At 30.8% G+C, this 22,810-nt stretch carries 24 protein-coding genes; 10 read left to right on the top strand and 14 right to left on the bottom strand.

Annotation, left to right across the window (positions count from 1 at the left end):
* Positions 1-95: 95 nt before the first annotated feature.
* The 3 genes from GM3709_RS06225 to GM3709_RS06215 all read right to left on the bottom strand — a co-directional run bounded on the left by GM3709_RS06225 (position 96) and on the right by GM3709_RS06215 (position 1,615).
* Positions 96-215: a photosystem II protein Y gene (locus tag GM3709_RS06225; RefSeq protein ID WP_066117355.1), complete on the bottom strand. Its 120-nt coding sequence runs from the start codon at positions 213-215 to the stop codon at positions 96-98.
* A gap of 116 nt (positions 216-331) precedes the next feature.
* A complete protein-coding gene (locus GM3709_RS06220; protein WP_066117352.1) occupies positions 332-652 on the bottom strand; it encodes a 2Fe-2S iron-sulfur cluster-binding protein in 321 nt (106 codons plus the stop codon).
* A 63-nt stretch (positions 653-715) separates the two neighbouring features.
* A complete protein-coding gene (locus GM3709_RS06215) occupies positions 716-1,615 on the bottom strand; it encodes a hypothetical protein (protein ID WP_066117350.1) in 900 nt (299 codons plus the stop codon).
* A gap of 6 nt (positions 1,616-1,621) precedes the next feature.
* On the opposite strand from GM3709_RS06215, the gene GM3709_RS06210 reads away from it, so the two are divergent.
* Together GM3709_RS06210 and bioF are read left to right on the top strand one after the other, a co-directional pair.
* A complete protein-coding gene (locus GM3709_RS06210) occupies positions 1,622-2,173 on the top strand; it encodes a DUF721 domain-containing protein (protein WP_066117347.1) in 552 nt (183 codons plus the stop codon).
* Positions 2,174-2,243: 70 nt separating this feature from the next.
* The gene (gene bioF / locus GM3709_RS06205) at positions 2,244-3,398 is read left to right on the top strand and encodes an 8-amino-7-oxononanoate synthase (RefSeq protein ID WP_066117344.1); all 1,155 of its coding nucleotides are present in this window, start codon (positions 2,244-2,246) and stop codon (positions 3,396-3,398) included.
* Between the two features lie 126 nt (positions 3,399-3,524).
* On the opposite strand, the gene GM3709_RS06200 is transcribed toward bioF, so the two are convergent.
* The 3 genes from GM3709_RS06200 to GM3709_RS06190 all read right to left on the bottom strand — a co-directional run bounded on the left by GM3709_RS06200 (position 3,525) and on the right by GM3709_RS06190 (position 7,928).
* Complete coding sequence (locus GM3709_RS06200) at positions 3,525-4,040, bottom strand: cofactor assembly of complex C subunit B (protein WP_066117342.1); 516 nt, start codon at positions 4,038-4,040, stop codon at positions 3,525-3,527.
* 103 nt (positions 4,041-4,143) lie between these two features.
* Positions 4,144-6,480, bottom strand: a complete 2,337-nt coding sequence (locus GM3709_RS06195) for a polysaccharide biosynthesis tyrosine autokinase (protein WP_066117339.1) — start codon at positions 6,478-6,480, stop codon at positions 4,144-4,146.
* 53 nt (positions 6,481-6,533) lie between these two features.
* Positions 6,534-7,928: an SLBB domain-containing protein gene (locus GM3709_RS06190; protein WP_066117337.1), complete on the bottom strand. Its 1,395-nt coding sequence runs from the start codon at positions 7,926-7,928 to the stop codon at positions 6,534-6,536.
* Positions 7,929-8,129: 201 nt separating this feature from the next.
* Between GM3709_RS06190 and GM3709_RS06185 the strand changes: the two genes are divergently transcribed.
* A complete protein-coding gene (locus GM3709_RS06185) occupies positions 8,130-8,378 on the top strand; it encodes a TIGR02450 family Trp-rich protein (protein ID WP_066117335.1) in 249 nt (82 codons plus the stop codon).
* Between the two features lie 76 nt (positions 8,379-8,454).
* On the opposite strand, the gene gcvT is transcribed toward GM3709_RS06185, so the two are convergent.
* The 3 genes from gcvT to GM3709_RS06170 form a co-directional block, all read right to left on the bottom strand.
* Positions 8,455-9,570 carry a glycine cleavage system aminomethyltransferase GcvT gene (gcvT, locus tag GM3709_RS06180; RefSeq protein WP_066117332.1) on the bottom strand — a complete coding sequence of 372 codons (1,116 nt, stop codon included), beginning with the start codon at positions 9,568-9,570 and terminating at the stop codon, positions 8,455-8,457.
* Positions 9,571-9,617: 47 nt separating this feature from the next.
* A complete protein-coding gene (locus GM3709_RS06175) occupies positions 9,618-9,809 on the bottom strand; it encodes a hypothetical protein (protein WP_066117329.1) in 192 nt (63 codons plus the stop codon).
* A gap of 237 nt (positions 9,810-10,046) precedes the next feature.
* A complete protein-coding gene (locus GM3709_RS06170) occupies positions 10,047-11,036 on the bottom strand; it encodes an NAD(P)/FAD-dependent oxidoreductase (RefSeq protein ID WP_066117326.1) in 990 nt (329 codons plus the stop codon).
* Positions 11,037-11,326: 290 nt separating this feature from the next.
* On the opposite strand from GM3709_RS06170, the gene GM3709_RS20665 reads away from it, so the two are divergent.
* A complete protein-coding gene (locus tag GM3709_RS20665; RefSeq protein ID WP_173645704.1) occupies positions 11,327-11,473 on the top strand; it encodes a hypothetical protein in 147 nt (48 codons plus the stop codon).
* Between the two features lie 104 nt (positions 11,474-11,577).
* Here the strand turns inward: GM3709_RS20665 and GM3709_RS06165 are convergent, their stop codons facing one another.
* Positions 11,578-11,973, bottom strand: coding sequence for a hypothetical protein (locus GM3709_RS06165; RefSeq protein WP_066117323.1), 396 nt, complete (start codon positions 11,971-11,973; stop codon positions 11,578-11,580).
* 33 nt (positions 11,974-12,006) lie between these two features.
* A complete protein-coding gene (locus GM3709_RS06160) occupies positions 12,007-12,648 on the bottom strand; it encodes a bifunctional 4-hydroxy-2-oxoglutarate aldolase/2-dehydro-3-deoxy-phosphogluconate aldolase (protein ID WP_066117321.1) in 642 nt (213 codons plus the stop codon).
* Between the two features lie 217 nt (positions 12,649-12,865).
* Between GM3709_RS06160 and GM3709_RS06155 the strand changes: the two genes are divergently transcribed.
* Both GM3709_RS06155 and GM3709_RS06150 read left to right on the top strand, forming a co-directional pair.
* Positions 12,866-14,053: a glycosyltransferase family 4 protein gene (locus tag GM3709_RS06155; protein WP_066117319.1), complete on the top strand. Its 1,188-nt coding sequence runs from the start codon at positions 12,866-12,868 to the stop codon at positions 14,051-14,053.
* Positions 14,054-14,107: 54 nt separating this feature from the next.
* Positions 14,108-15,919 (top strand): hypothetical protein, encoded by a 1,812-nt coding sequence (locus GM3709_RS06150; protein WP_066117316.1) that lies wholly within the window; start codon positions 14,108-14,110, stop codon positions 15,917-15,919.
* A 1-nt stretch (position 15,920) separates the two neighbouring features.
* On the opposite strand, the gene pdxA is transcribed toward GM3709_RS06150, so the two are convergent.
* Complete coding sequence (pdxA, locus tag GM3709_RS06145) at positions 15,921-16,967, bottom strand: 4-hydroxythreonine-4-phosphate dehydrogenase PdxA (RefSeq protein WP_066117313.1); 1,047 nt, start codon at positions 16,965-16,967, stop codon at positions 15,921-15,923.
* 46 nt (positions 16,968-17,013) lie between these two features.
* On the opposite strand from pdxA, the gene GM3709_RS06140 reads away from it, so the two are divergent.
* Entirely contained in the window at positions 17,014-17,595 is a 582-nt protein-coding gene (locus GM3709_RS06140) for a DUF4126 domain-containing protein (RefSeq protein ID WP_173645703.1), read from the top strand.
* Between the two features lie 470 nt (positions 17,596-18,065).
* On the opposite strand, the gene recF is transcribed toward GM3709_RS06140, so the two are convergent.
* The gene (recF, locus tag GM3709_RS06135) at positions 18,066-19,205 is read right to left on the bottom strand and encodes a DNA replication/repair protein RecF (protein WP_066117311.1); all 1,140 of its coding nucleotides are present in this window, start codon (positions 19,203-19,205) and stop codon (positions 18,066-18,068) included.
* 390 nt (positions 19,206-19,595) lie between these two features.
* Between recF and GM3709_RS06130 the strand changes: the two genes are divergently transcribed.
* Positions 19,596-20,513 carry a pentapeptide repeat-containing protein gene (locus GM3709_RS06130; RefSeq protein WP_066117307.1) on the top strand — a complete coding sequence of 306 codons (918 nt, stop codon included), beginning with the start codon at positions 19,596-19,598 and terminating at the stop codon, positions 20,511-20,513.
* 123 nt (positions 20,514-20,636) lie between these two features.
* Here the strand turns inward: GM3709_RS06130 and GM3709_RS06125 are convergent, their stop codons facing one another.
* Positions 20,637-21,272 (bottom strand): CPP1-like family protein, encoded by a 636-nt coding sequence (locus GM3709_RS06125; RefSeq protein WP_066117304.1) that lies wholly within the window; start codon positions 21,270-21,272, stop codon positions 20,637-20,639.
* A 461-nt stretch (positions 21,273-21,733) separates the two neighbouring features.
* On the opposite strand from GM3709_RS06125, the gene GM3709_RS06120 reads away from it, so the two are divergent.
* Both GM3709_RS06120 and rpsO read left to right on the top strand, forming a co-directional pair.
* Entirely contained in the window at positions 21,734-22,435 is a 702-nt protein-coding gene (locus GM3709_RS06120; protein ID WP_066117300.1) for a response regulator transcription factor, read from the top strand.
* Between the two features lie 87 nt (positions 22,436-22,522).
* Positions 22,523-22,792, top strand: a complete 270-nt coding sequence (gene rpsO / locus GM3709_RS06115) for a 30S ribosomal protein S15 (RefSeq protein WP_017295233.1) — start codon at positions 22,523-22,525, stop codon at positions 22,790-22,792.
* Positions 22,793-22,810: the final 18 nt, after the last annotated feature.

Raw genomic sequence — 22,810 nt, 5'->3', positions numbered from 1 at the left:
AGGACTGTTGGGGTAGGCAATAGACAGTTAGCAATTAGCAGTTAGTGGTTAGTTATTACCTATTAACTGTCAACTGTCAACTGTCAACTGTTAATTTAGCTTTGTTTGTTTAAGAATTTTTGTGCTTGAGAGAGGGCTAAAGCACCAATATTGAATACTGCCCAACCACCAGCAACACCCAAAGGCAATAAAACAACTAATAATCTCCAGTCCATATGTTTATACTCCTGTTTTTATAATTCTCTTTATTAAAAAAATGATAACATTTGTTGCAATCATTAAACGGAACAAGAAAAAATTAACAAATTTCTGGTAGTTGATCTATTTTTTCTTAACTTGCTTTCCCGAATTGTCGATCGTAAACTTCATCTTCTTTACCTGTTTCCAATTTTAAATTAGAACGGGGATAAGATACACATAATAAAGCATAACCTTCTGCTTGTAGTTCAGGAGATAACCCCATACCTTCACTTTGTTCTACTTTTCCACTAATGATTTTAGCGGCACAGGTAGTACAAACTCCAGCATTACAAGAATTAGGTAAATTAAGGTTTTCTCCTTCAGCAATATCTAATATTTTTTGATCTTCAGGTACTTGTATAGTATAAGTTTGACCGTCATTAATAATTTCTACTGTATAAATATTAGTCATAAAATGGTTTTGATATTTTTTCACAATCCCTGATTATACCAGAATCAGATTAAACACTTAACTCTAATAGTTGATTATCTCAGTTTTGATTCCTTGAGTTTGAAGTTTTTGAGATTGTTTTATCGCTTCAGTTTCTGTCGTAAAAATACCTAGTTGAATTTTAACATCTTTCTCAATATTAATAATTAAGGCATTGGGAACAACTTTTTTAATACTATTAAAGTTATCCATATTTTGATAATTTGTAACAAGAGAATATTTTATTTGCTTAGAAGGTGTAGGGGTTGAAGGATTAGAAGCAGGAGGTTTTACTGTTACGGGGAGTAAACCAGAATTATCATTTAAGGAAGGAGAAGGCAATAGAATTTGATTTTTAGTGATTTCATTCAATAATGCCGTTTTTAAATTGGGATAAGGTGATTTATTTTTTAGCTGAGTTGAATTATTAACATCGGGTAAGGAGATAGGTAAGGGAGGTGGGTTATTTTTGGTAGGAATTGATGATGATAATTCTTGGACATTATTGGGGTTATTGTCTGATGCTTGATGATTAATGTTATTAATATTTTGGGGATTTTGGTTATTCTGATTGACAATAATTTCTTTGTCTTGATTGATAAAAATAAAGAGATTTGCACCAAAAAAGATGATTATTGCCATTATGCCCCAAGGAGTTAAAATTAAATCTAGTAAGGATGTTTGATCTAGTTTTGAAGGGGAATCCAAAAGACGGGAAGCGACAGAAATAGGTTCTTCAGATTCGATCGTATTGGGGTGATATACTAAAGAGGAATAAGAAGGGATAAAATCTTTTTCGGGGGGAATATCTGAGATAACATCGGGAATCAAAACAGAATCTTGATTAAGACTTTGTTCAAATTGAGTTAACTCTGATCCTAAATCCAAATCGAGAGTTTGAATAATTTTTTTGATTTGAGGATGAACTGATATTATTTGATTCATAAATCAATGACACTTTACTCTATAGATAAACTATTAAATGTTATTCTTTCTCAACCCCAATGGGAAAAACAAAGAAAATTTCATGAATTAACGAAATGTTGGTATCAAGTTGTTAACCATAAGGTAGCACAACACGCCCGTCCTGTTTCTTTTAGCAACGAAGTTTTATATATTGCCACTATTAGCTCAGCATGGGCGCAAGATTTAAACTTACAAAGACGTTCTTTAATTGTTAAAATTAATCGTCGTATGGACTCACCCATCGAAGATTTAGATTTACATTTTGCTTCAGTTAAATGGTATCAAAATAAGACTATCTCAGTCGATCGAGAAGATGATAGTAATGAACATCCTAGCATAATTATTTCGGATTCTCTCTTAAATTTACTTCCCCCTGATAACCCTGAAGAAGCCTTACAAAAATGGTTTAATACCATCAAAAAAAGAGCAAATCAATTTACAATTTGCCCTCTGTGTAATACTCATTGCCCTGAAGGAGAATTAAAACGTTGGGGTTTTTGTGCTATGTGTTTTCAAAAACAAGCCTCTAATAGTTGATAGTGAATAGTGAGTTGTTGATTAACTTCTAACTTTTAACTTCTAACAGCTAATTACTAATTACTAACTCATGTCTTTATCAGAATATCTCTCCAAATCTTTAAGTACCATAAAACGAGCCAATTGGTATCGTCAAGAAAAAACCATTACGGGGTTATCTGGTGCAGTAATTGAATTGGAAGGAGAAAAATTAGTTAATTTTGCTAGTAATGATTATCTTGGTTTGACTTGCGATAAGCGTTTAATGGACGCTTCGATCGAAGCTATTTACAAATATGGTACAGGAAGTACAGGATCAAGATTATTAAGTGGGCATCGTAAATTACATGAAGATTTAGAACACTCGATCGCAATTTGGAAAAAGACAGAAAAAGCCTTAGTATTTAGTTCAGGATATAGTGCTAATATCGGTACAATTTCAGCATTAGTGAATCAGAAAGATTTAATTTTAGGAGATGAATATAACCATTCTAGTCTCAAAAATGGGGCAAAATTAAGTCAAAGTCAAGTAATAGAATATAACCATAATAATTGTTTAGATTTAACTCAAAAATTAGACAAAAATCGCTCTAATTATCGTCATTGTCTCATTGTTACAGACAGCGTTTTTAGTATGGATGGTGATTTATGTCATTTACCTGAATTAATAGATATTGCGAATAAATATGATTGTTGGTTATTGATAGACGAAGCTCATGCCACAGGAATTATAGGTAAAACGGGGGCGGGATGTTTAGAGCATTTTGGCATAAAAAATGACAATATCATTCAAATTGGCACATTAAGCAAAGCTATTGGGAGTTTAGGCGGTTATGTGGCAGGTAGTGAGGTTTTAATCGACTTTTTACGCAATCGTTGCCCAACATGGATTTATACCACTGCTTTATCTCCTGCGGATACGGCGGCGGCATTAAAGGGTGTTGAGATTATTCGTAATGACTCAGAAAGACGATCGAGTTTATGGCAAAATATAACCTTATTAAAACAAGAGCTTAATTCATTAAATATGAGCTTTTTCCCTTCTGAATCAGCTATTTTATGTTTAAAGTCAAAAACTGCCGAATCTGCCCTTAATTTGAGCTTAAAACTACGGGAAAATGGTTTTTTTGTTCCCGCTATTAGACCGCCGACAGTACCCACCAGTCGCCTACGTTTTTCGGTGATGGCAACTCATCAATCACAACATTTTACCACCCTAAGAAGTTCGATCGAATGTCATATCTAATTAGCAGTAATTAGCGATTAGTTATCAGCTATTGTGAAGTTAAATTTCTGATCAACATTAGTAATTGATTACTTATTGTTTGATGCAAAAAAGGCTAACAGCTAACAGCTAATCGCTTTAGTTTGATCATTCTTTGACAGAATAATTAAAGGGAAAATTAGTTTGTAATTGTATTAACTCATCTCTATGTGCTTGAATAGTAATTAAAGTATCGGTGGACTGATTATTTTCGTCTAAACGAAAAACTACTTTTTCTACTTTTCGTGCTCCTTTCCAATAGAAAAAACCAGCCAAGGGAGAAAAGATTACTAGCCATATAAATAAGTAAGTTTCTGTGGAAAATAACATAGACAAAACTAAAGCGAAACAGAATAATCCACTACCAGCTAAAAGACTTAAAAAAACTGTTAAAAAAACACTTGGAGATACTAAACCTTCCAGACTAACTTTATTAGTTTCAGGCTCGATCGAGATTACTTTATAAGATCTTGTTTGAAAATAATCTCTCAAATAACTTAATATATTATCTTGGTTATCTTGACAAGCAATAGTAACAATTTCAGTACGATCTTTGATGCTTCCTCTGATGAAGAAAAATAGCCCAATCATTAGTAAAATAGTTAATAAAAATGTAGAAGTCATGGTTAATAATGAATGAATAATTGATAACTAATTAAAATAAATTTATATAGCAAACTTAAATTATTTATCTAAAAAAAATGATATTGAAAAATATTAAATCATATTACGATCGAGAGTGTAACTGATTTTGATGAGATTTATAGTAATTATGATATTCTGAACGATAATAGCCAGTATGATCATTATATTTAATGCCATTTCCTACAATACCTAACAAGGGGACATTAGATATTTTTAACTGTTCTGTAACTTGTTGTAAGCTATCTCGATCGCTCTTACCCAATTTCACGACTAAAATCAAGCCATTCGTATTAGGTGCAATAATTTTAGCATCGGAAAAGCCCAACAAAGAAGGACTATCATAGATAATAAGATCAAATGTTTGGGAATTTTTCAATTGTTGTACAATCTCTTGCATTTTCTGGGAGTATAGTAACCTTGTTGGATCGGGGGGTATTTCTCCAGCCGTAATTACAGACAGATTATCCCATTGAGGTACATCTTTTATTACTGATTCTAAATCTAATCCTGTGGCTAAGAGATGACTTAAACCGTTGTCATTATCTATATCTAAGAGTCGGTGTAATTGAGGTAATCTTAAATCAGCATCAATTAAAAGAACTTTTTGCCCCATAGCCGCCGCTGTTTGTGCTAAATTTAGACTTATAGTGGACTTGCCTTCTGTGGGATTAGGTGAACTAATTACTAAAGAATTGACGATCGAGTCTGAACCTAATAGGCGTACATTAGTGTAAAAGTTACGAAAAGACTCTATCCAATAGGAAGAAGAATATTCTTGAGGTTGAGGAGTTTTTGACATCCAACTAACACTAGAATCGGAATTAAAAGAAGGCAATGCTTTACGTATCACATCTTCTACAGAATTGATATTTTTATGGATGGGAATTTGTCCTAAAATCGGTTGCTTAGTTAATTCTTTTAGTTGAGGTAAAGAGTGAATTATTCCGTCTAATTTATCCACAATATTAGCTGTAATTGAACCTAATATCAAACCGCCAATTAAACCCATTATTAAGTTGTTTACAGGTACCGGATAAATGGGTTCTTCTTTTACTGATGGAGGACTTACAATGCGCCAATTTAGGGTTTTTTGTGCTTGTTCTAATTCTAGTTTTTCTCTGGTTTCAAGGAAACGTTTTAAACTGTCAGTATTTGTTTGTATTTCTCTCTGTAAATCTGTATATTTTCTCGTGAGAGTAGGCATTTGTTTTAGACTTTTATTTAATTCTTCTAAAGCCTTTTTTAGAGCGTCAATTTTTGTTTCTAATACCTTTATTTCATTATTTTTTGAGAGCATTTCTTCTATTAACTTCGAGCGAATTTGATTAGGAGATGATACTTTTACTGATTCTCGATCGTTAATTTCTCCAAACTGTTTATTTAAAATTTTTTTTCTTTCTTCTTCTAGTAATTTAATCAAATTTTGTTTCTTTTCATTTAAAGTGATCATTTGGGGACTTATATCAGTAAAAACGGCTGATTTTGTCGCTATTTCTAATTCTAATTCTTCCAATTCTTTTGCTAAACTTTGATACTTAGACGACTCACTTAAATCATTAACCGCAATAGCTTGTTCTGGAGTTAATTGCAATTGCTGTTGTAAATTATTATAAGTAGATTGAGCCTGTTGTAATTGAATTTGACTTGATAAATATTCTTGTTCTAAACTAGCTAATTGTTGTGCTAATTCTGTAGCTTTGGCTTGAGGATCAATAAAATTATATTGTTGTCTTAAATTTTGTAAATTAGTTTGTAAAGATATAACTTTATTTTCTAATTGAGGTACTTGATTCCGAACAAATTTTAAACCTTCATTAACATTATTTTTACTGTCAGCCAGATTTTTAGCTAAATAATTATCGGCAATTTTATCTAAAACAAATTTAATTTTCTCAGGATTTTCATTTTGAAATGCAACTTCTATTATCTTCGTATTTTCTAGTTGTTTAATGGTTAAATTCTCTAAATTTGGCAGATTTATATCATCAAAAACATCGGGATATTTAACAGCAACTTCTTCCAAAATTGGTACCAAAACACTAGGGCTTCCTAATATTTCTACTTCGGTGTTATAATCGACAGCAGTAGGAGAAGAATTAGAAAAATTACCATTGATACTATTATTATTGTTATTGACATCGGATTTTTCTTGCTGTTTTTCCACTAATAAAAGAAATTTACCCTGAAAAATAGGGGATTGTTGATAAGTCCAATAAGCAACTCCTGCAGTGACACCAAATGTAACTGTTAAAAATATTAACCAACGTCTTTTAAAAACTGAAAAAAACTGAGAAAAACTATTATTTTCTTCTATCTGTTCATCTTTTTTTTGATTCATCATAGATAAAGAAGGAACAAAATTATTATCTATTTTTTGATAGTTAATCTCATCAGAATTAGAATTATTTTTCTTAGCCATATTTTAATAGTGAATAATGAATAATTATTAATTTCTATCTCTTAAGTTTTAATTTATTGGAAAATACTGAATATATTAAGAAAAGGAAATGTTCGACCAAGAGGTGCTAATATCGTTCCCATTGTATCGCTAAATTCTGTCATCCCGTTACGTCCTACCATAATCACATCATTATTTTTTAGGATGGGGTTACTTTCTTCATTCACTCCTGCGGATAGATTGACAGATACATCTCTTTTTGTTGCTGTACCATTAGAGTTAATTCGTACTAATTGCACTACTCGATCGTTCGCTCGACGTTCATCAAATCCTCCAGAAGCTAAAATAGCAGTATTAAGAGAAGTATTAGGCGTGATTTTTAATACACCCGGATTTTTCACAGATCCTACCACATTAACGGTGATTTCCTTGGGTGAAAAATTTGCACTGGCAATGGTTTGGGCTTCGGTGGCAGATAATTCTTCCGCTTTTGGTACGATAATGGTATCTCCATCCTGTAAAACTATATCTTTGCCTATATCTCCGGTTTCTAACATTGCTAATAGATTAACTTTAATATTTAGTTCCTGACCATCTCTGGTGATACGATTAACAGTTATATCCTGAATATTTGCCATGTCTCTAATACCGCCACTTTGTTGTAAGGCGATCGTAAGTCTAGGAGGTGCATTGTCAATAGGAATAGTATAAGCACCCGGACGATTAACTTCCCCTACAATGGTAACGTTAGGAGGTTGTGAGTATTTTATACCAAAGTTAGCATCAGCAAGTTGACGGGATTCTCTGGGGTTAATTTTTTCTTGCTTAGGAATAACAATAACATCTCCGTCCTGTAAGTCAACATCTTGTTTTAAATCCCCTTTTTGTAGTAGTTGCCAAAAGTCAAGAGTATAAATTTTCTCTCCTTCGGTTTCCTGTCGTCTTAGTTGAATTTCTCTCACGTTGGCAGATACAGTTAAGCCTCCTGCTTTTTCTAACAAGTCTGTTACTTTAGGATTTTTTCTCTCCCCTAAGTCTGGGTTAAGAGTATATTTACCGGGGGTATTTACTTCTCCTGCGATCGCTAAACGTAATGGTCTTTGTGCTGAAAGTGTAACTGTGATAACAGGACGTTTAATATATTTAGCGTATTCAGTAGTTAAAAGTTGATGGACTTGTTGTACTGTTTTATTGACAATAGAAAAAGTTCCGATAAGGGGTAAAGAAATCGTACCATCATTAAGTACCTTCACTTCACCACCTTGATCTGATAAGCCATACACACTAACGTTAATTATGTCACCACTTCCCAAAGTATAGGCTTTCGTTGTCGGCAAAATATTAGAGGAGTTAGCTGAATATAAAGATTCACTTTGCTGTGAGTTCGGAATTTGTGCTAAAGTCTGGTTAGATAAAAATAAGACGATCGGGATGTTTAGAATAAGAGTTAATATAGTTTTGGTCTTCATAAATGATTAGGAATTAGCTTTTAGCAGTTCATACACGATAATTATACTTTTGAAATTGATAACTTGATTTTTTGGAATAAAACAGGAGTTTTGGGGTAACATAAAGTTATTACTTTTTCCAAAGATTGCAATATTAAAATTTATTTTTTTGAAGTAAGTAATCGATCGAAAAATAACATAAATTGTTCCCAAATTGATAAAATGGCTAATAAACAAAAATTTCCTCATTTATTAGGTTCAAAATGGACTGCAAAACAAAAAACATGGGGATGGCGACATTTTGAAGTCATTAATCGCAAGAATGAGGATAAGTGGGTATTTGCCGAAATGAAATCTTCCTGCGATGATAGTGTAAGATTTTGGATCAATGCTAAACAATTGAAGGATAGAGATTTATGGACTCCCGGATGGATTACCTTAGAAAGTATTAAGCAATCAACTACCTCCTGATTCCGAGATAAAATCAATCACGAAGTGACGTTGCACGATCGAGTAGTACTATTTTGTTGCAATCAATGGTTATTATTTAGGAACGACGATAAAATGGTTTTTTAACTACTATAGCAGGATATAATTTTTCTCTAATTTCTATAGTTAATTTTTGTCCTATTTTACTGTAATTATAAGGTACATAACCCAAAGCAATCGCTTTATTTAAAGTTGGGGATAATGTGCCACTGGTAACTTCTCCCACAGTTTCATTATTAATCAAGATAGGATAACCATGACGGGCGATATGTTTTCCTTCCATCTTGATGGCAACTAACCGCTTCTTAACATTTTCTCTTTTTTGTGTTGATAAAATCTCTTTGCCGACAAAGTCATGATTGAGATTCACTATCCATCCTAAACCCGCCTCTAAAGGAGTTATTTCTTCATTCATATCTTGCCCATAAAGGCACATAGCGGCTTCTAAACGTAGAGTATCTCGACACCCCAAACCACAAGGAGTAACGTTATTATTCAGAAAATATTGCCATAATTTTTGAGCAATGAGAGGAGTCGTCATAATCTCAAAACCATCTTCCCCAGTATAACCAGTACGGGCAATAAACACCATTTCATTATCAATAGTAGTCGTCAGATGTCCAAAATTGGGTATAACAGTTACATCTTCTTTAACAAGAGGGTTTAATATTTGAAAGGCTTGTTTTCCTTGTAAGGCGATTAAGGCGAAATCTTGAGTGTTATCTTTTAGTTCAATATCTTGAGTGTTGAGGTTTTTTCTTAACCAAGCCCAGTCTTTAGCTGTGGTAGAAGCATTTACTATTAATATTCCTGATTCGATATTATGATCATTTTCATTTTCTCCTTGATAATAAAAAATAATATCGTCAATAATTCCTCCATTATGGTTTAATAAAACTGTATACTGGGCTTTTCCTTTCTCTAAATTACTTAAATCTGATGGTACAAGGTAATTTAAACTCGATCGTAAATTTTTACCCTGTAATGAAAACTTACCCATGTGAGAAATATCAAACATTCCAACGGATTCTCTTACCGCTAGATGTTCTTTTTTTAAACTGCTATATTGTAAAGCCATTTCCCAACCTGCAAAGTCAGTAAATCTAGCATGGGATTTACAAGATAAAGAATAAAGAGGAGTGCGTAGTAAATTTGATAATTCTGTCACTGTCATTGATAAATATAACTGGACTAATAATCCATTATTATCTCATGAAGTCACTATCCATCCAGTAAAATTTCTCCTTCTGCCACTTTTTCCTGTAACTCACGCCAAAGTTGAACTTCTTCGGGAGTAACTATATTATCTTGATAAATAGCCTTTTTTATCATCTCACTTTCTGCCCGAGATAATCTGCCATCAGCCAAAGCATTATTAATGATTTTTTTTATTTTGTTAATATCGTCAGACATAATGTAAGGACTCCAAAAATTTATTTTAACTCACCAATATTTTATCTAAATTCATTGAAAAACGATATTAATTTTTTATTCTTCATTGAAAGTTTTACTAGGGTGAAAAATTCTTGTCATAACAATATCACTAACCACCAACGCAATTAATCCTAAACCGTGAAAAATGACATAAAAAAATTTGTCAATCTTTCCTGCAAAATTCTCCTTGATGATGAATAAACAGAATTAATATTTTCATAAATTAGTTATTTTTTCAGCTAAATGATAACCACTTAAAAAAGCTGATTCAATCTTGCCATTTAAACACCAATCACCGCACACACCAATATTTTGATCCATATCTAAATAATATTCTTGATCGAGCATTGTGAGTTCATGATTTATGGATTGTTGAGGAATAGCATAACGCCATAAATGTAAAGATTCATAAAGAATTTTATTAAATTTAATCTCAAAAATATCTTCAGTGGTTTTTTTCAAAATTTTCCCTAATATTTCTCTATTTTGCTCTAAATTTTCCTCAGCCCATAAAAAATTGGACTGAATCACCATCGCACCATTTTCGCCTCGTAATGGCTTACTATCATTTACGGCAACCCAACCTAGTATCGGATGTTGAAACTCTATACTATCAAAAGAAATATTAAGTTTTGTTTCAGGAATTATCATCAAACTAAAACAAGGATACATTTTCAATCCTTCGATCGAGTCTGCAATAATAGTATGGGATTTTAATAAATCGAAAGTTTGTATTGGGGGCGCCGTAATAATGACAAAATCATAGCCCAAATATTTTTGATCATTTTCATCAATCAATGTCCAAGATGTCGATTTTTCAAGATGAGTAATTCTGGTTTCTAATCGTACCTTTAACCCCATAGCAATATTCTTGCATAAATTACTCATGGCGATCGTTGGTACATAACGAGAATTTTCTAATGATATAGAAATAAATTCTCCATCCTGCCAACAGGCAAATTTTCCCCCCCAAGGAGTGATAATAGAGCTATATTTTTGTAGAAATTCTCGAAATAAAAAGGTTTTAACAGTAAAATATTGGGCACCATGATCAATATATCCCCATTGTGTCCTACGGCTAGACATTCTACCACCGACTCCTCGGCCTTTATCAAAAATATCGATAGAAAATTGTTTATTTTGCAATAGTTTGGCTATGGTTAATCCTGATAATCCAGCCCCAATAATAGCTATTTTTGTTGTCATAAATTTTAATTTTTAAAATAATTAATATAGTTATTATTTGTTAGTAATCAATTTTTTTAGAAGAATAGGGATCAAGATAAAATAAGTTGTTTTACACTTTAAATAAGTATTTACTAGATCTTTTGTATATTAATTATGAGCCTCAGTGATAAAATTTAGTTTGATTTTGAATTTTAGATAATATTAAGTAATGAAAAAAATCACTAATTTTTGTTAAGAGTTTTAGTCATATAGTATTTTTTATTTGATAATGAAACTAAGGGAATCAATATGTTTGGAGAAATAAGATCATGAATATCATCAAAATGTTAGAAGATATTACTAAATATTTAACAGAGGGGTTTGTTCGTATTTTTAGTCCTTCTGAAGAATCTTTACCTGAAATTGGTGTACAACCCTATGAATCTGCACCTTATAATAAAAATTCTTCTATTTAAAATTAAATCTTTAAATGAATAAGCGATGAATTGTCTTGTCGTTTATTTTATAAAACTTTTACGGAAGGGGACTTAAACCCTTCTGAAATGTTATTGAAATAAATTCATTTTTTCTTAGTAAAAAAAATAGGACTGAGATTAGGATCAACTTTATAAGTATTTTTTTCCATAACTTTACGAGTTAATTTAGGATCGAAAGTTGTGCCAAAATCTTCCTGTAACTTTTCTACCCTCGGCTTTATTTTAGCTATTTCTGCATCAATTTCAGATATTTTCGCCTGTTGTCCTAAATGATAAGGCAAAAGTTGTTTAATACTAAAAAATGCCAAAAATGATATTCCTAAATTAACAAATATTTTCAAGCTGATCTCGATCGTTTGTTCAATATTCGCTCTTTTTTGCTGTATTTGTTCTTTTTTTAAAGCCCTATTTGCGATAACAGATTCGGGGTGAAGATTATTTCTGAGTCTGGTTTGGGTAAGAGGAATGTTGGAATTCATGGGTTATATTAACTAAAAATGAACTGTTAATGATCAATTACTAATGTTAACTAATTGTTGTTGAATGTGATTAATCCTTTGAGAAATCATCCCCCAATTGTCATCAAAAATTAACTTTTGGGGAAATAAATCTGTTGATAGTCCAATGGCGATCGCACCTGCTTTGATATAATCGGAGGCATTCTGTATTGTCACCCCTCCTGTGGGAATTAAGGGAATATGAGGCAACGGTGCTCGAATATGTTTTATATAGTCAATTCCCCCCATGGTAGAAATAGGAAAGACTTTTACCACTTTTGCACCATGATTAAAAGCATGAATAATCTCTGTGGGAGATAATGCACCCGGAATCATGGGAATATCCTGATTATGAGCTAAATTGAGCAGATTTAAGTCACAATGAGGAGTAAAACAAAACTGTATCCCCGCATCCATTGCTGTCACTAAATCTTGATAACAAAGAATTGTACCAGCACCAATATAACAATTAGGTAATTCTTGTCGGAGGATAGAAATTAATTCTTGTGGTTGGTAGCTATTCCAAGTAATTTCTATCAGTTTCACGCCCCCATTTGCCAAGGCATGAGCTTTTTTTATCGCTATCTCTCTATTACTCGATCGAATAACACCAATAAGACGATAACTTTGTAAAATAGACAACCAATGATTCAACATGAATTAATTAAGGCAATTTCTGAGAATAAATATACCATTTTGAAAGACTTAACTCCTTTTATAAAGGTAGGAATTATTGAAAATCATCTAAAAATTTTTAATTGTAGATTTTCTATACTCTTTTCTCGTAAAAAAATTTCTCCAACAAATAAAAATTGATTATTATTCATCAATAACTAATAATTGATTAGTAGTAAATTCTTAAGGAAGAAGCAACGTGAAAATACTGGTGCTATCATGGGAGTTTCCACCGAGAATCGTGGGAGGCATTGCGCGTCATGTAGCAGAATTATATCCTGAAATTGTTCAACTAGAGCATGATGTTCACATAATTACCCTTGAGTTTGGCAATGCGCCAAAATTTGAAATCGTCGAGGGTATTAAAATTTATCGAATATCTGTACCTCACAATGACAATTTTTTTCAATGGGTGGCAAACATGAATGACATTATGAGAGTCACCGCCGAAAATTTAATTAATAAAATTGGTACTTTTGACCTTATCCATGCCCATGATTGGTTGGTAGCCGATAGTGCGATTCCTGTCAAGCATCATTTTAAAATTCCTCTGATTGCAACTATTCATGCTACGGAATACGGAAGACATAATGGTATTCACAATGAAACTCATGCTTATATCGCCAGTAAAGAAGGCACTTTAGTTTATGAGGCTTGGCGAGTAATTGTTTGTAGCGGTTATATGCGTCATGAAATTCATCGGGCTTTAGGTTGTCCTTGGGATAAAATTGATGTAGTTTATAATGGTATTAGACCAGAAAAAAAAGTTCGATCGTCTAACTTTGACTATTGGGAATTTAGGCGAAAATTTGCTGATGATGATGAAAAAATTATCTACTATGTCGGTAGAATGACTTATGAAAAAGGGGTTCATATATTATTAAACGCCGCACCAAAAATATTAGACACCCTAGAAGGAAAAGCAAAATTTGTGATTATTGGTGGAGGAAATACTAACTACATCAAAGACTTAGCCCATAATTTAGGAATATGGGATCGATGTTATTTTACTGGTTTTATGTCCGATGATGATCTTAACTTGTTTCAAACAGTTGCCGATTGTGCTGTTTTTCCTAGTTTATATGAGCCATTTGGCATAGTTGCTTTAGAAAGTTTTGCCTCCCGAGTACCAGTGATAGTTTCAGATACAGGAGGACTTCCTGAAGTGGTAAGACATGGACAAACAGGAATTGTTACCCAAACTAATAACCCTGACTCCTTAGCATGGGGAATCTTAGAAGTATTATTAAATAAAGATTATGCACAATTACTGGTAGAGAATGCCTATCAAGACTTAAGTAAGCGTTTTCAATGGAGAAAATTAGCCGAACAAACTGTTGGCGTATATGGTTTAGTTTTACATCAACGACAAGGAATAACTTGGTAAAAATAATTAACAATTAACAATTATTTACTATCTATTATTAATTATTTATTATAAATGTTTGTTCCCTTAATTAGTGCCTTAATTGCCATTATAATTATCTTTTTTACAGTCTTGACTTATAAAGGAAAAATAGACTTTTTATCTCCTAAATTATCAGAAGTAGGAAAAGATAATAAACTTGTTTGTATCGGTTTAATTCTGATTTCTTTTGGTTTTCTTTTAGGATTAGTCGGTTATGGATTTAAGTTTGGTGGAAATTTTCGTTATTGCCGATTTTTATTAATGATTATAGGTTTTATTTCAATAAAAATATCTCTTGCTAACAATTTAGCAAAATTACCACAATTACCTAATTTTATTCAATTTTTTATTAATTTAAACGCTATTCAAAGTTTAAAAATATTTGCCGGAATTATTATTAGTTTTTTATTTCTTAAAAGTCTTGTGGCAGTGGATTGGATTAATGGAGATACTTGGATGTATCAACTGCCTTTTGCGGCTCGTTTTTGGGGTTTAGTTTCTCCAGAACATTATATATTTGAAGCTGAGAGAGAACCCCTATACAATACTTCTACAATGTTACCTAATATTTTACAAGGTTTTTTCTGGTATTTATTTGGTATTAAACGCCCTCAAGGAGCTAATTTAGTAAGTTTTCTTAGTTTAATTGGTTATTTTATTTTTCTTAAAAATTATTTAAAAATTCCTTATTATTTATCAATAATTACTATCTTGGCAGTACCTTTAATTCATATAGCTTCTACCAGTTGTTATGTTGATTTGATAACTAATGTCGGTTTTTCTATTACTATTATTCTAAGTTATTTATTATTTTTAAAAGAAGATTTTATTAATTATAAAAATATCTTTATATTTATACTAGGAGGGTTTATTACAGCCAATAGTAAATATTTATTAGTTCCTCCTTTAGCCTTACTTATATTTATTATTTTTCTAAGAATATTATGGTTAATTTATTTTCGTTTTAATGCTGTTAATAAAATTAAAAATATTGTCACTTTAATTTTTGCTACGATCGGGACAAATATTATAATATTTCTTACTTCTTTTAAAAATTTACTGTTATATCAAAATCCTTTTTATCCTTTAAAAATAACTATTTTTGGTCATGAATTAAATCATACTGTTGTCCCTAGTGATGACTATATGTCTGCAAAAATTCAAGCAATGTCTTCTATTCAAAGATGGGTTTTTTCTCTATTAGAAATAGGAGCTTTTGACGATCGAAGACCTTGGAAATGGACGATCGCAATGGACTATGTACCCCTTGACGCAGATACTTTTGGCTTAGGAGGATATTTTGCAATTTATGTTGTATTTAACGTGGTTTTATTTGGATTTTTATGTAGAAAAAATACTCCTGAAACAAAGATAGCTTTAGGATTCGTAATTGTGATGAGTATACTTACTCCTTTTCTTCCTTTTTCTTATCAATTAAGATACTATATGTACTGGATAATAGTGTTAATAACTCTTAATTTATATCTATTATTACAACAATATGAAATAACTAAAAATTCATGGATAAAACCACAATATTATGGATATGTTGGTACAATAATTATGATGATTTTTATGGTTTCAACTCGCTGGGATTATACCTATCCTAATGCTATGTCTCTGGATAAATTTATGAATAATGATAATCGTGTCAATCCAAATGTTATTGCCATATTAGAAGAAAAAAAAGAGGCTTGTTTAGTAGGTTTTACTCCTCTTACTTTTTTATATAATTCTCAATTTCATGATGGTAAAAATTATTCAGTGAAAGCTGAGTTTAATTTAAGTAAAGAAGAAGTAGAGAAAAAATGTGGCGATCGAACTATAATCTATAAAGAAAACTAATTTATTTTACCTGCTTTAACTTCCGATTTTGACACAACTCGATCGCCAATTCAATAGCGGAAATCATGCTACTAGCATTGGCAATACCTTGACCAGCAATATCAAAAGCGGTACCATGATCAGGAGAAGTACGAACAAAAGGTAAGCCGATCGTCGTATTAATTGCTTGATCAAAAGCCATAGATTTCACGGGTATTAAACCTTGATCATGGTATAGGGCTAAAAAACCATCAGCAGTGGCAATATTTGGGTCGTGATACCATGCCTGAGCAGGTTTTACCCATAAAGTATCAGGAGGAGTTAACCCTGTTAATTTTGCTTGAGGATAGCGTTTTCTGGCACTTTCTAGCCAGTCATTTAACCATTCTTTTTCTTCAGTACCTAATTTACCGTCTTCTCCACTATGAGGATTCAAACCAGCGATCGCAATATGGGGATTAGTTAAGTTAAAATCTTCTCTGAGAGTGTGAATAAGCAAATCTAATTTTAAATTCATCAGAGGAGGATTAAGACTGTCAGCAACTGCTTTTAAGGGAATATGAGTTGTCGCTAAAAGAGTGCGTAAAATCCACCCCGTATGAGGAGACTTAGCCACAAACATCATGCCAAATTTATCAACACCAGATTTTTTTGCTAATACTTCTGTTTGTCCGGGATAATCATACCCCGCTTTTTGCCACAAAGACTTAGCAATAGGGGCTGTGACAATACCATCAAATGTACCCCCCAAAGTCAATTCGATCGCTTTTTCTAAATATAAAAAACTAGCCTTACCCGTGTGAATATTCCCCTCTCCCCAATTAAAATCAGGAAATGTTATCATATCAAAAATGTTCAATATTTCAGGATGTACGAGATTAACTTTAGTTTTATTGTGTAAATCATGATAGGCTTTTTCTAAACAACATCGAGAACCGATTATCGTTATTTCCGTTTGATGAGAAAAAAAAGGATTAGCTAAGGCTTTAAGGATAACTTCTGAACCAATACTAGCCGGATCTCCTAAAGTTATAGCAAGGTTAATTTTATTATTATGTTTAAAAATCATTTGTGGAACTGGATACTCTACTGATTAACTTTTATAAGGATGTTTTGTGACTATAGAAAATCTCTCTCTGATTCAAATTTTGGCTATTTTATCCGCTTCCGCCGCCGGTGGTATGAGAATTGGTTTACCTCTATTAATTATTGGCATAGTACGCCTTGATCAATTATGGAGTAATATTCCTTTTCTATCATCGATCGATCCTCAAATAATTATTGGCATTTTAACAAGTTGGTCATTATTTGAGTTACTAGGTACAAAAAAACTTATTGGTTTAAGAATAGTACAAATTATTCAACTTTTATTGAGTCCTTTTGTCGGCGCATTTATGGCTATTGGTGTAGCTCGTTTAATTGATGTACAAATTACTCCTTTATGGTTATTAGGTTTAACAGGAGGATTATTAGCCTTAGTCTTAAAATTAGTTTTAGTGGGGTGGTTTTTTCGCTTAGGTAGAATTCCTATTATAGTGATTTTTATAGAAGATTTTTTATCCGCAGGATTAGTCATTTTTGCTCTCAAATCTCCACAAAATGGTGGTTTAATTGCTATGATGTTACTCTGGTTGGCTTTACGTAGTTCCACTGAATGGAAATATCGATTTAAAAAAAAGAAAGATAACTATGTTTAATTAGCAGTTAGCTATTAGCAATTAGTTATCAGCTATTGTGAAGTTAAATTTCTAATCAACATTATAGTCATTTAACTTAAATTTGAGACACTTTATCAAGCTAAAACCTTTATTTAATAGGGCTAACAGATTTTGATCTTGTTTCATTCTTAAGTTAATCAACTATAGTAATTGATTAGTTATTATTTAATGGAAAAAAGGCTAAAAGCTAATTGCTTTAATTAAAAGTATCTAAGGCCATTTCCAAGAAAGAATTTACCCATCTTCTTTATAATTTCCTCTTTGTGTTTTGGGGGCTAGGGGGATTTAGCAGGTATATTTATTATTAGAAATCACCTAAAATTCTAACAAATGATTTTATTGTTAAAGATAAGTTATTATTAATACAAAGATTGAGTTCTTAATTTATAAGTATATTTATAAGTGTTTCTCCCAACTCCTATCCCACCAAAAAACTTTTTGAGCAACCCCTAATTATTAATTTTTTTACCTTTCTTTATTTCAATAATTTGAGCTTCTTCTAACAAATTATTATCAAAATAATTTAAGTGTGTAGTGGTGATAAAAGTTTGAAAACGGTTTCCCAAAGAATCTAATAATTGTTGTTGCCGTTTTAAATCTAATTCTGCCATCACATCATCTAATAATAGTAAAGGTGGTTCACCTATAACTTGTTCAATTAACTGCAATTCTGCTAATTTCAGTGACAATACTAATGTTCTTTGTTGTCCTTGAGAACCATAATTTCTGGCAGTTGTATCATTAATAATAAAATCAATTTCATCTCGATGAGGCCCCACTAATGTCATACTCATAGCAATTTCTGCATTACGTTTTTCTTCTATTTGTAACTTGATATTGTTATGTATTTCCTCAATATCATCTTTTTGATAACATATATTCGGGAGGTAAATAATTTCTAATTTTTCTGTTTTATCACTAATTTGATTGTGCCAAAATTTAGCAAAAGGTTCTAATTTATTTAATACTCTGCCTCTTCTTCTCATCACTCTACATCCATTTTCTATCAATTTATCATCCCATAATTTTAACTCTAATTCTTGAGAAGATGATAATTCTTGATAACTATTAATTCCTTGTTTTTTAAAATTTTTTAATAGTGCATTTCTTTGTTTTAAAACTTGATTATACTGCTTAATAATATAAGAATATACTGGTTCTAATTGAGTTAGAAGATTATCTACCCAATTTCTTCTACATTCAGGAGAACCTCTCACTAAATCTATATCTAAACTAGAAAAAAGAACTGTATTAACAACCCCTAAAAAATCTAAATTTCTAGTCAATTTTTCTTGATTAATACTTAGCTCTCTTTTACCCTTAAAAGGCAACATAATTTCTAAATTATAATCAGAAAATTTACGAATAACATTGGCAGTAATTTTACTATAAATTCTATCTTTATAAACTAAATCTTGATCTCTATTAGTGCGATGACTTTTTAATGTAGATAACAACTCGATCGATTCTAATAAATTTGATTTTCCCTGAGCATTATTACCAAGTATAATAACCTTATTACTATTGAAAAAAATTTCTTCCTCAATATAATTACGAAAATAACTTAGCTTTATACTTTTTAAAAACATTATTAAATATCACAAAAAAAACATTAATAATTGAAAACGTCTAAATCCTTAAATCTTCAGCTATTTTTATAATCATTAGATAGCATACCATATTCCTATTTATTTTTTATTTATATCTTTTCTTCTTTATTTATCTTATTTTTGAAAGGAAAGATAAAGAAATTTAAAAACCTCTTACAAAAATGAAATTAAAATAAATTATAGATAGAAAATCATTAATTTTATTTTCTATTACTCAGTATCTATTTATTATAAAACAAATTCTCCAATTATCTTTAATCTTATAAATGATTTAGACCTATAATCCCTAAACAATTTAAAAACTAATGACGTCATTAGCTTAAAAATGTGATATAAAGCTCTTAACTGTTGATTTTTATAAATTCTCTCATGAACAAGAAAAAGAAGTTAGTATCTATAATTTTGTGCTTAGCAACAATTATAACAGTTTATCTGATCGATATTCCCAATGCTCATGCCTATAGTAAAAATGATATTTCTCAATTAATAGAACATAATAAATGTATTAAATGTGATTTATCTAATTATCATTTTACTAAAAATAAATTTAATTTTGAAAAAGCTAATTTATCACAATCTAACTTGCATAAAACTAATTTCAAAAATTTAAACTTATATAAAACTAACTTTTTTGAAACAGATTTAAGTTTTGGCGATTTGGAAAATATTAAAGGAGTTAAAAGTGAATTTAAAAGAAGTGATTTAACCTATGCTAATCTCAAAAATAGTAATCTTAATAGGGCAGATTTTACTCAAGCAAAACTGATTCATGCTAATTTAAGTCATAGTATCTTAGAAAAAGCCAATTTTGAAAAGGCTAATTTAGAATCAGCTAATTTAATTCAAGCCACTTTAAATGGTGCAAATTTTACGAAAGCAAATTTGAGTAAAGCAGATTTAGACTTAGCAAATCTAAGTAGTAATAGTAAAAGTCATTCTACTAACTTCAGTGATGCTAATTTAACTCAAACACAAATAGTTAATGCGAAAGCACAAAAAGTTAATTTTAATAATGCGAATCTTTACCAAACAGATTTTGACGGTAGTGATTTAAGTGAATCTTTCTTAGAAAATGCTAATTTAGCTGAAGCAAATTTGAGTCATGTAAATTTAAGTAATGCTCATCTCAGAAAGGCTAATTTAATCAATGCTTCTTTAGTTTATGCTAATTTGAGTAATGCTGACCTCAGAAATGCAAATCTTGAAAAAGCGAATTTAACTGGGGCAAATTTAGAAAATACTAGACTTAAAGGTGCAATTATGCCTGATGGTAAAATTCATCAGTAAAAGCTCTTGATAAACAAAAAATATCAATAGATTATCTACAGAATTTTAAATCCCCTGTATCTTGTTAAAAAGGGGATTTATCGGTAATTTATATAATTTAATTAGGCTTACTATTGTAAATATTTAACGAATAAAATTACTTACCAACCATAATAAACAAAATGTAAATAAAGAGGCAAATTGTTCAGATTCTAAACTGACATTTAGTCCAGTAGCCATGAGAATATTTAACAAAATATTTGCTATACATATACCGGCAATAAAAGTAATAAAAGTAATCCCGATCGATCTCCAAAACATTTTTTGTTTTTTATATAAAATATAAAAACTTGTACCAACTCCTACAGTTAATAAAAGAGGTAACATTGATAGATTAGTGTTAAAAATACTAACGACAATTAATAATAAAAAAATAACCCCATTAAAAATAAGATCTTTATAAGAAGGTTGATCTAACAAATCATTTAACCAAAGAAATATTTTTGGGTTAATTTGAGTATTAGAAACAGAAGGAGATTTTTGAGTTTCGATCGTTTTAATCTTTTCAGGAAACCTAATTTGTTCGGGTACTTTAATTTTTCCTTCTTGTCTTAATCTTAATCTTTGCATGATAATTGTATCATAAGCTATTTCGATACTTTCTAATACAAGTGAATCATTTTGATGTTGTTCTTTCAGATTTTGTTTTGCTACTTGTATTTCTTCAAAAGAAGCATTTTCTGTCACCCCTAATTGTTCATAAGGATTTAACTCACTCATTTTTAAATTATTCCTCCAATTCGTAATAATTTTAACTATAGTCAAGAAACTTACTCAATTTATACCACCTAATTAATTAGTACCAAAGCAAAATTCTTGATATATTAACAAAAGGTTTAAACCCCTTATGTAAAATGTTTGATAAAAGTAAAATCGATTATTTATTTTTCATACTTATTCATTATATTGAATTTAGAAGTCCTAATTGATTGTGATTTTAAAAAATCTAAGGGATAATTATTACGCTTTAGTAAAGTCATAACATAATTTCATCTGGTCTTAAAACTTATGACTTCACCATTAGAATTAAATACTTTTGAAAATAATCCTTCCTAAAAAATTTAACAATCATATTTTTATGACCGATACTATAATGTTAAGGTTGCAGACAATCTATGATAATTTTGATGATTATCATTTCCTCATTCCCTTATTGATGTACACCTCTGCCTAAAGTTATCATGGAAGTCGTTTCAGTTAAAATTCTTGTCGTTGATGATGATATTGCGATCGCAAATTTAATCACTCGTTTTCTTAAACAAAAACAATATCAAGTGGAATTTGCCAATGATGGTAAAACCGCTAGAGAGATTTTTCAGCGTTTTCGTCCAGATTTAGTTATTCTCGACATTAATTTACCCGATACACTTGGCTATAATCTGTGTGAAGAAATGCAAAATAATAACGATGTTTTTATTCTCATGCTTACCAGTCGTACAGACGTTGAAGATAAGAAAAAAGGTTTTTTGATAGGCGCAGATGATTATTTAACCAAACCTTTTGACTTAGAAGAATTAGAGTTTAGAGTACAGGCAATTCTGCGACGAAGAAGATTAGTTAAATCGGAAGAAATTAATCTTATTGAATTAGGAGATTTATTAATTAATCCAGAAACAAGAGAAGTAAAATTTCAAAATCAAAATCTAATATTTACCAGTTTAGAATTTGATCTCCTTTACTTTCTCGCCAGTAATCCCGGAAAAGTTTGGCGTAGAGAAGATTTAGTTGCCAACGTATGGCAAAACAATCCGATCGGTGATAATAGAGTTGTAGATGTTCATATTGGGCAAATTCGTCGTAAAATCGAATTGGACTCAAATAATCCCCGTTATATCACCACTGTTAGAGGTGTTGGCTATAAATTTGACTATAAACCGGAATAAACTTTTTGCATTTATTCACAGTTTTACTTAATACCTAATCCAATATGGTATAATCAAAGATTGCAGTATTTAAACTTTTAGAAAAAAATGAGCTTAACTCAAGAAAAAAAACAAGAAATTATCAGTAAATATCAAGTTCACGAAACTGACACCGGATCATCTAATTTACAAGTAGCTCTACTAACCGAAAGAATTAGTCAACTCACCGAACACTTAAAAGTAAACAAAAAAGATCATTCTTCCCGTAGAGGACTTTTAAAATTAATCGGTCAACGCAAAAGTTTATTAGGTTATATTAAAAAAGGAAGTCCTCAAGCATATCAGGACTTAATCAAACAATTAGGTATTCGTGGTTAACAACAGTCGGAAAAATTA

The sequence above is a fragment of the Geminocystis sp. NIES-3709 genome, assembly GCF_001548115.1.
Lineage (GTDB): Bacteria > Cyanobacteriota > Cyanobacteriia > Cyanobacteriales > Cyanobacteriaceae > Geminocystis.
Note: the sequence above shows the minus strand (reverse complement) of the source record. Positions and strands in the feature narration are given on the sequence as shown.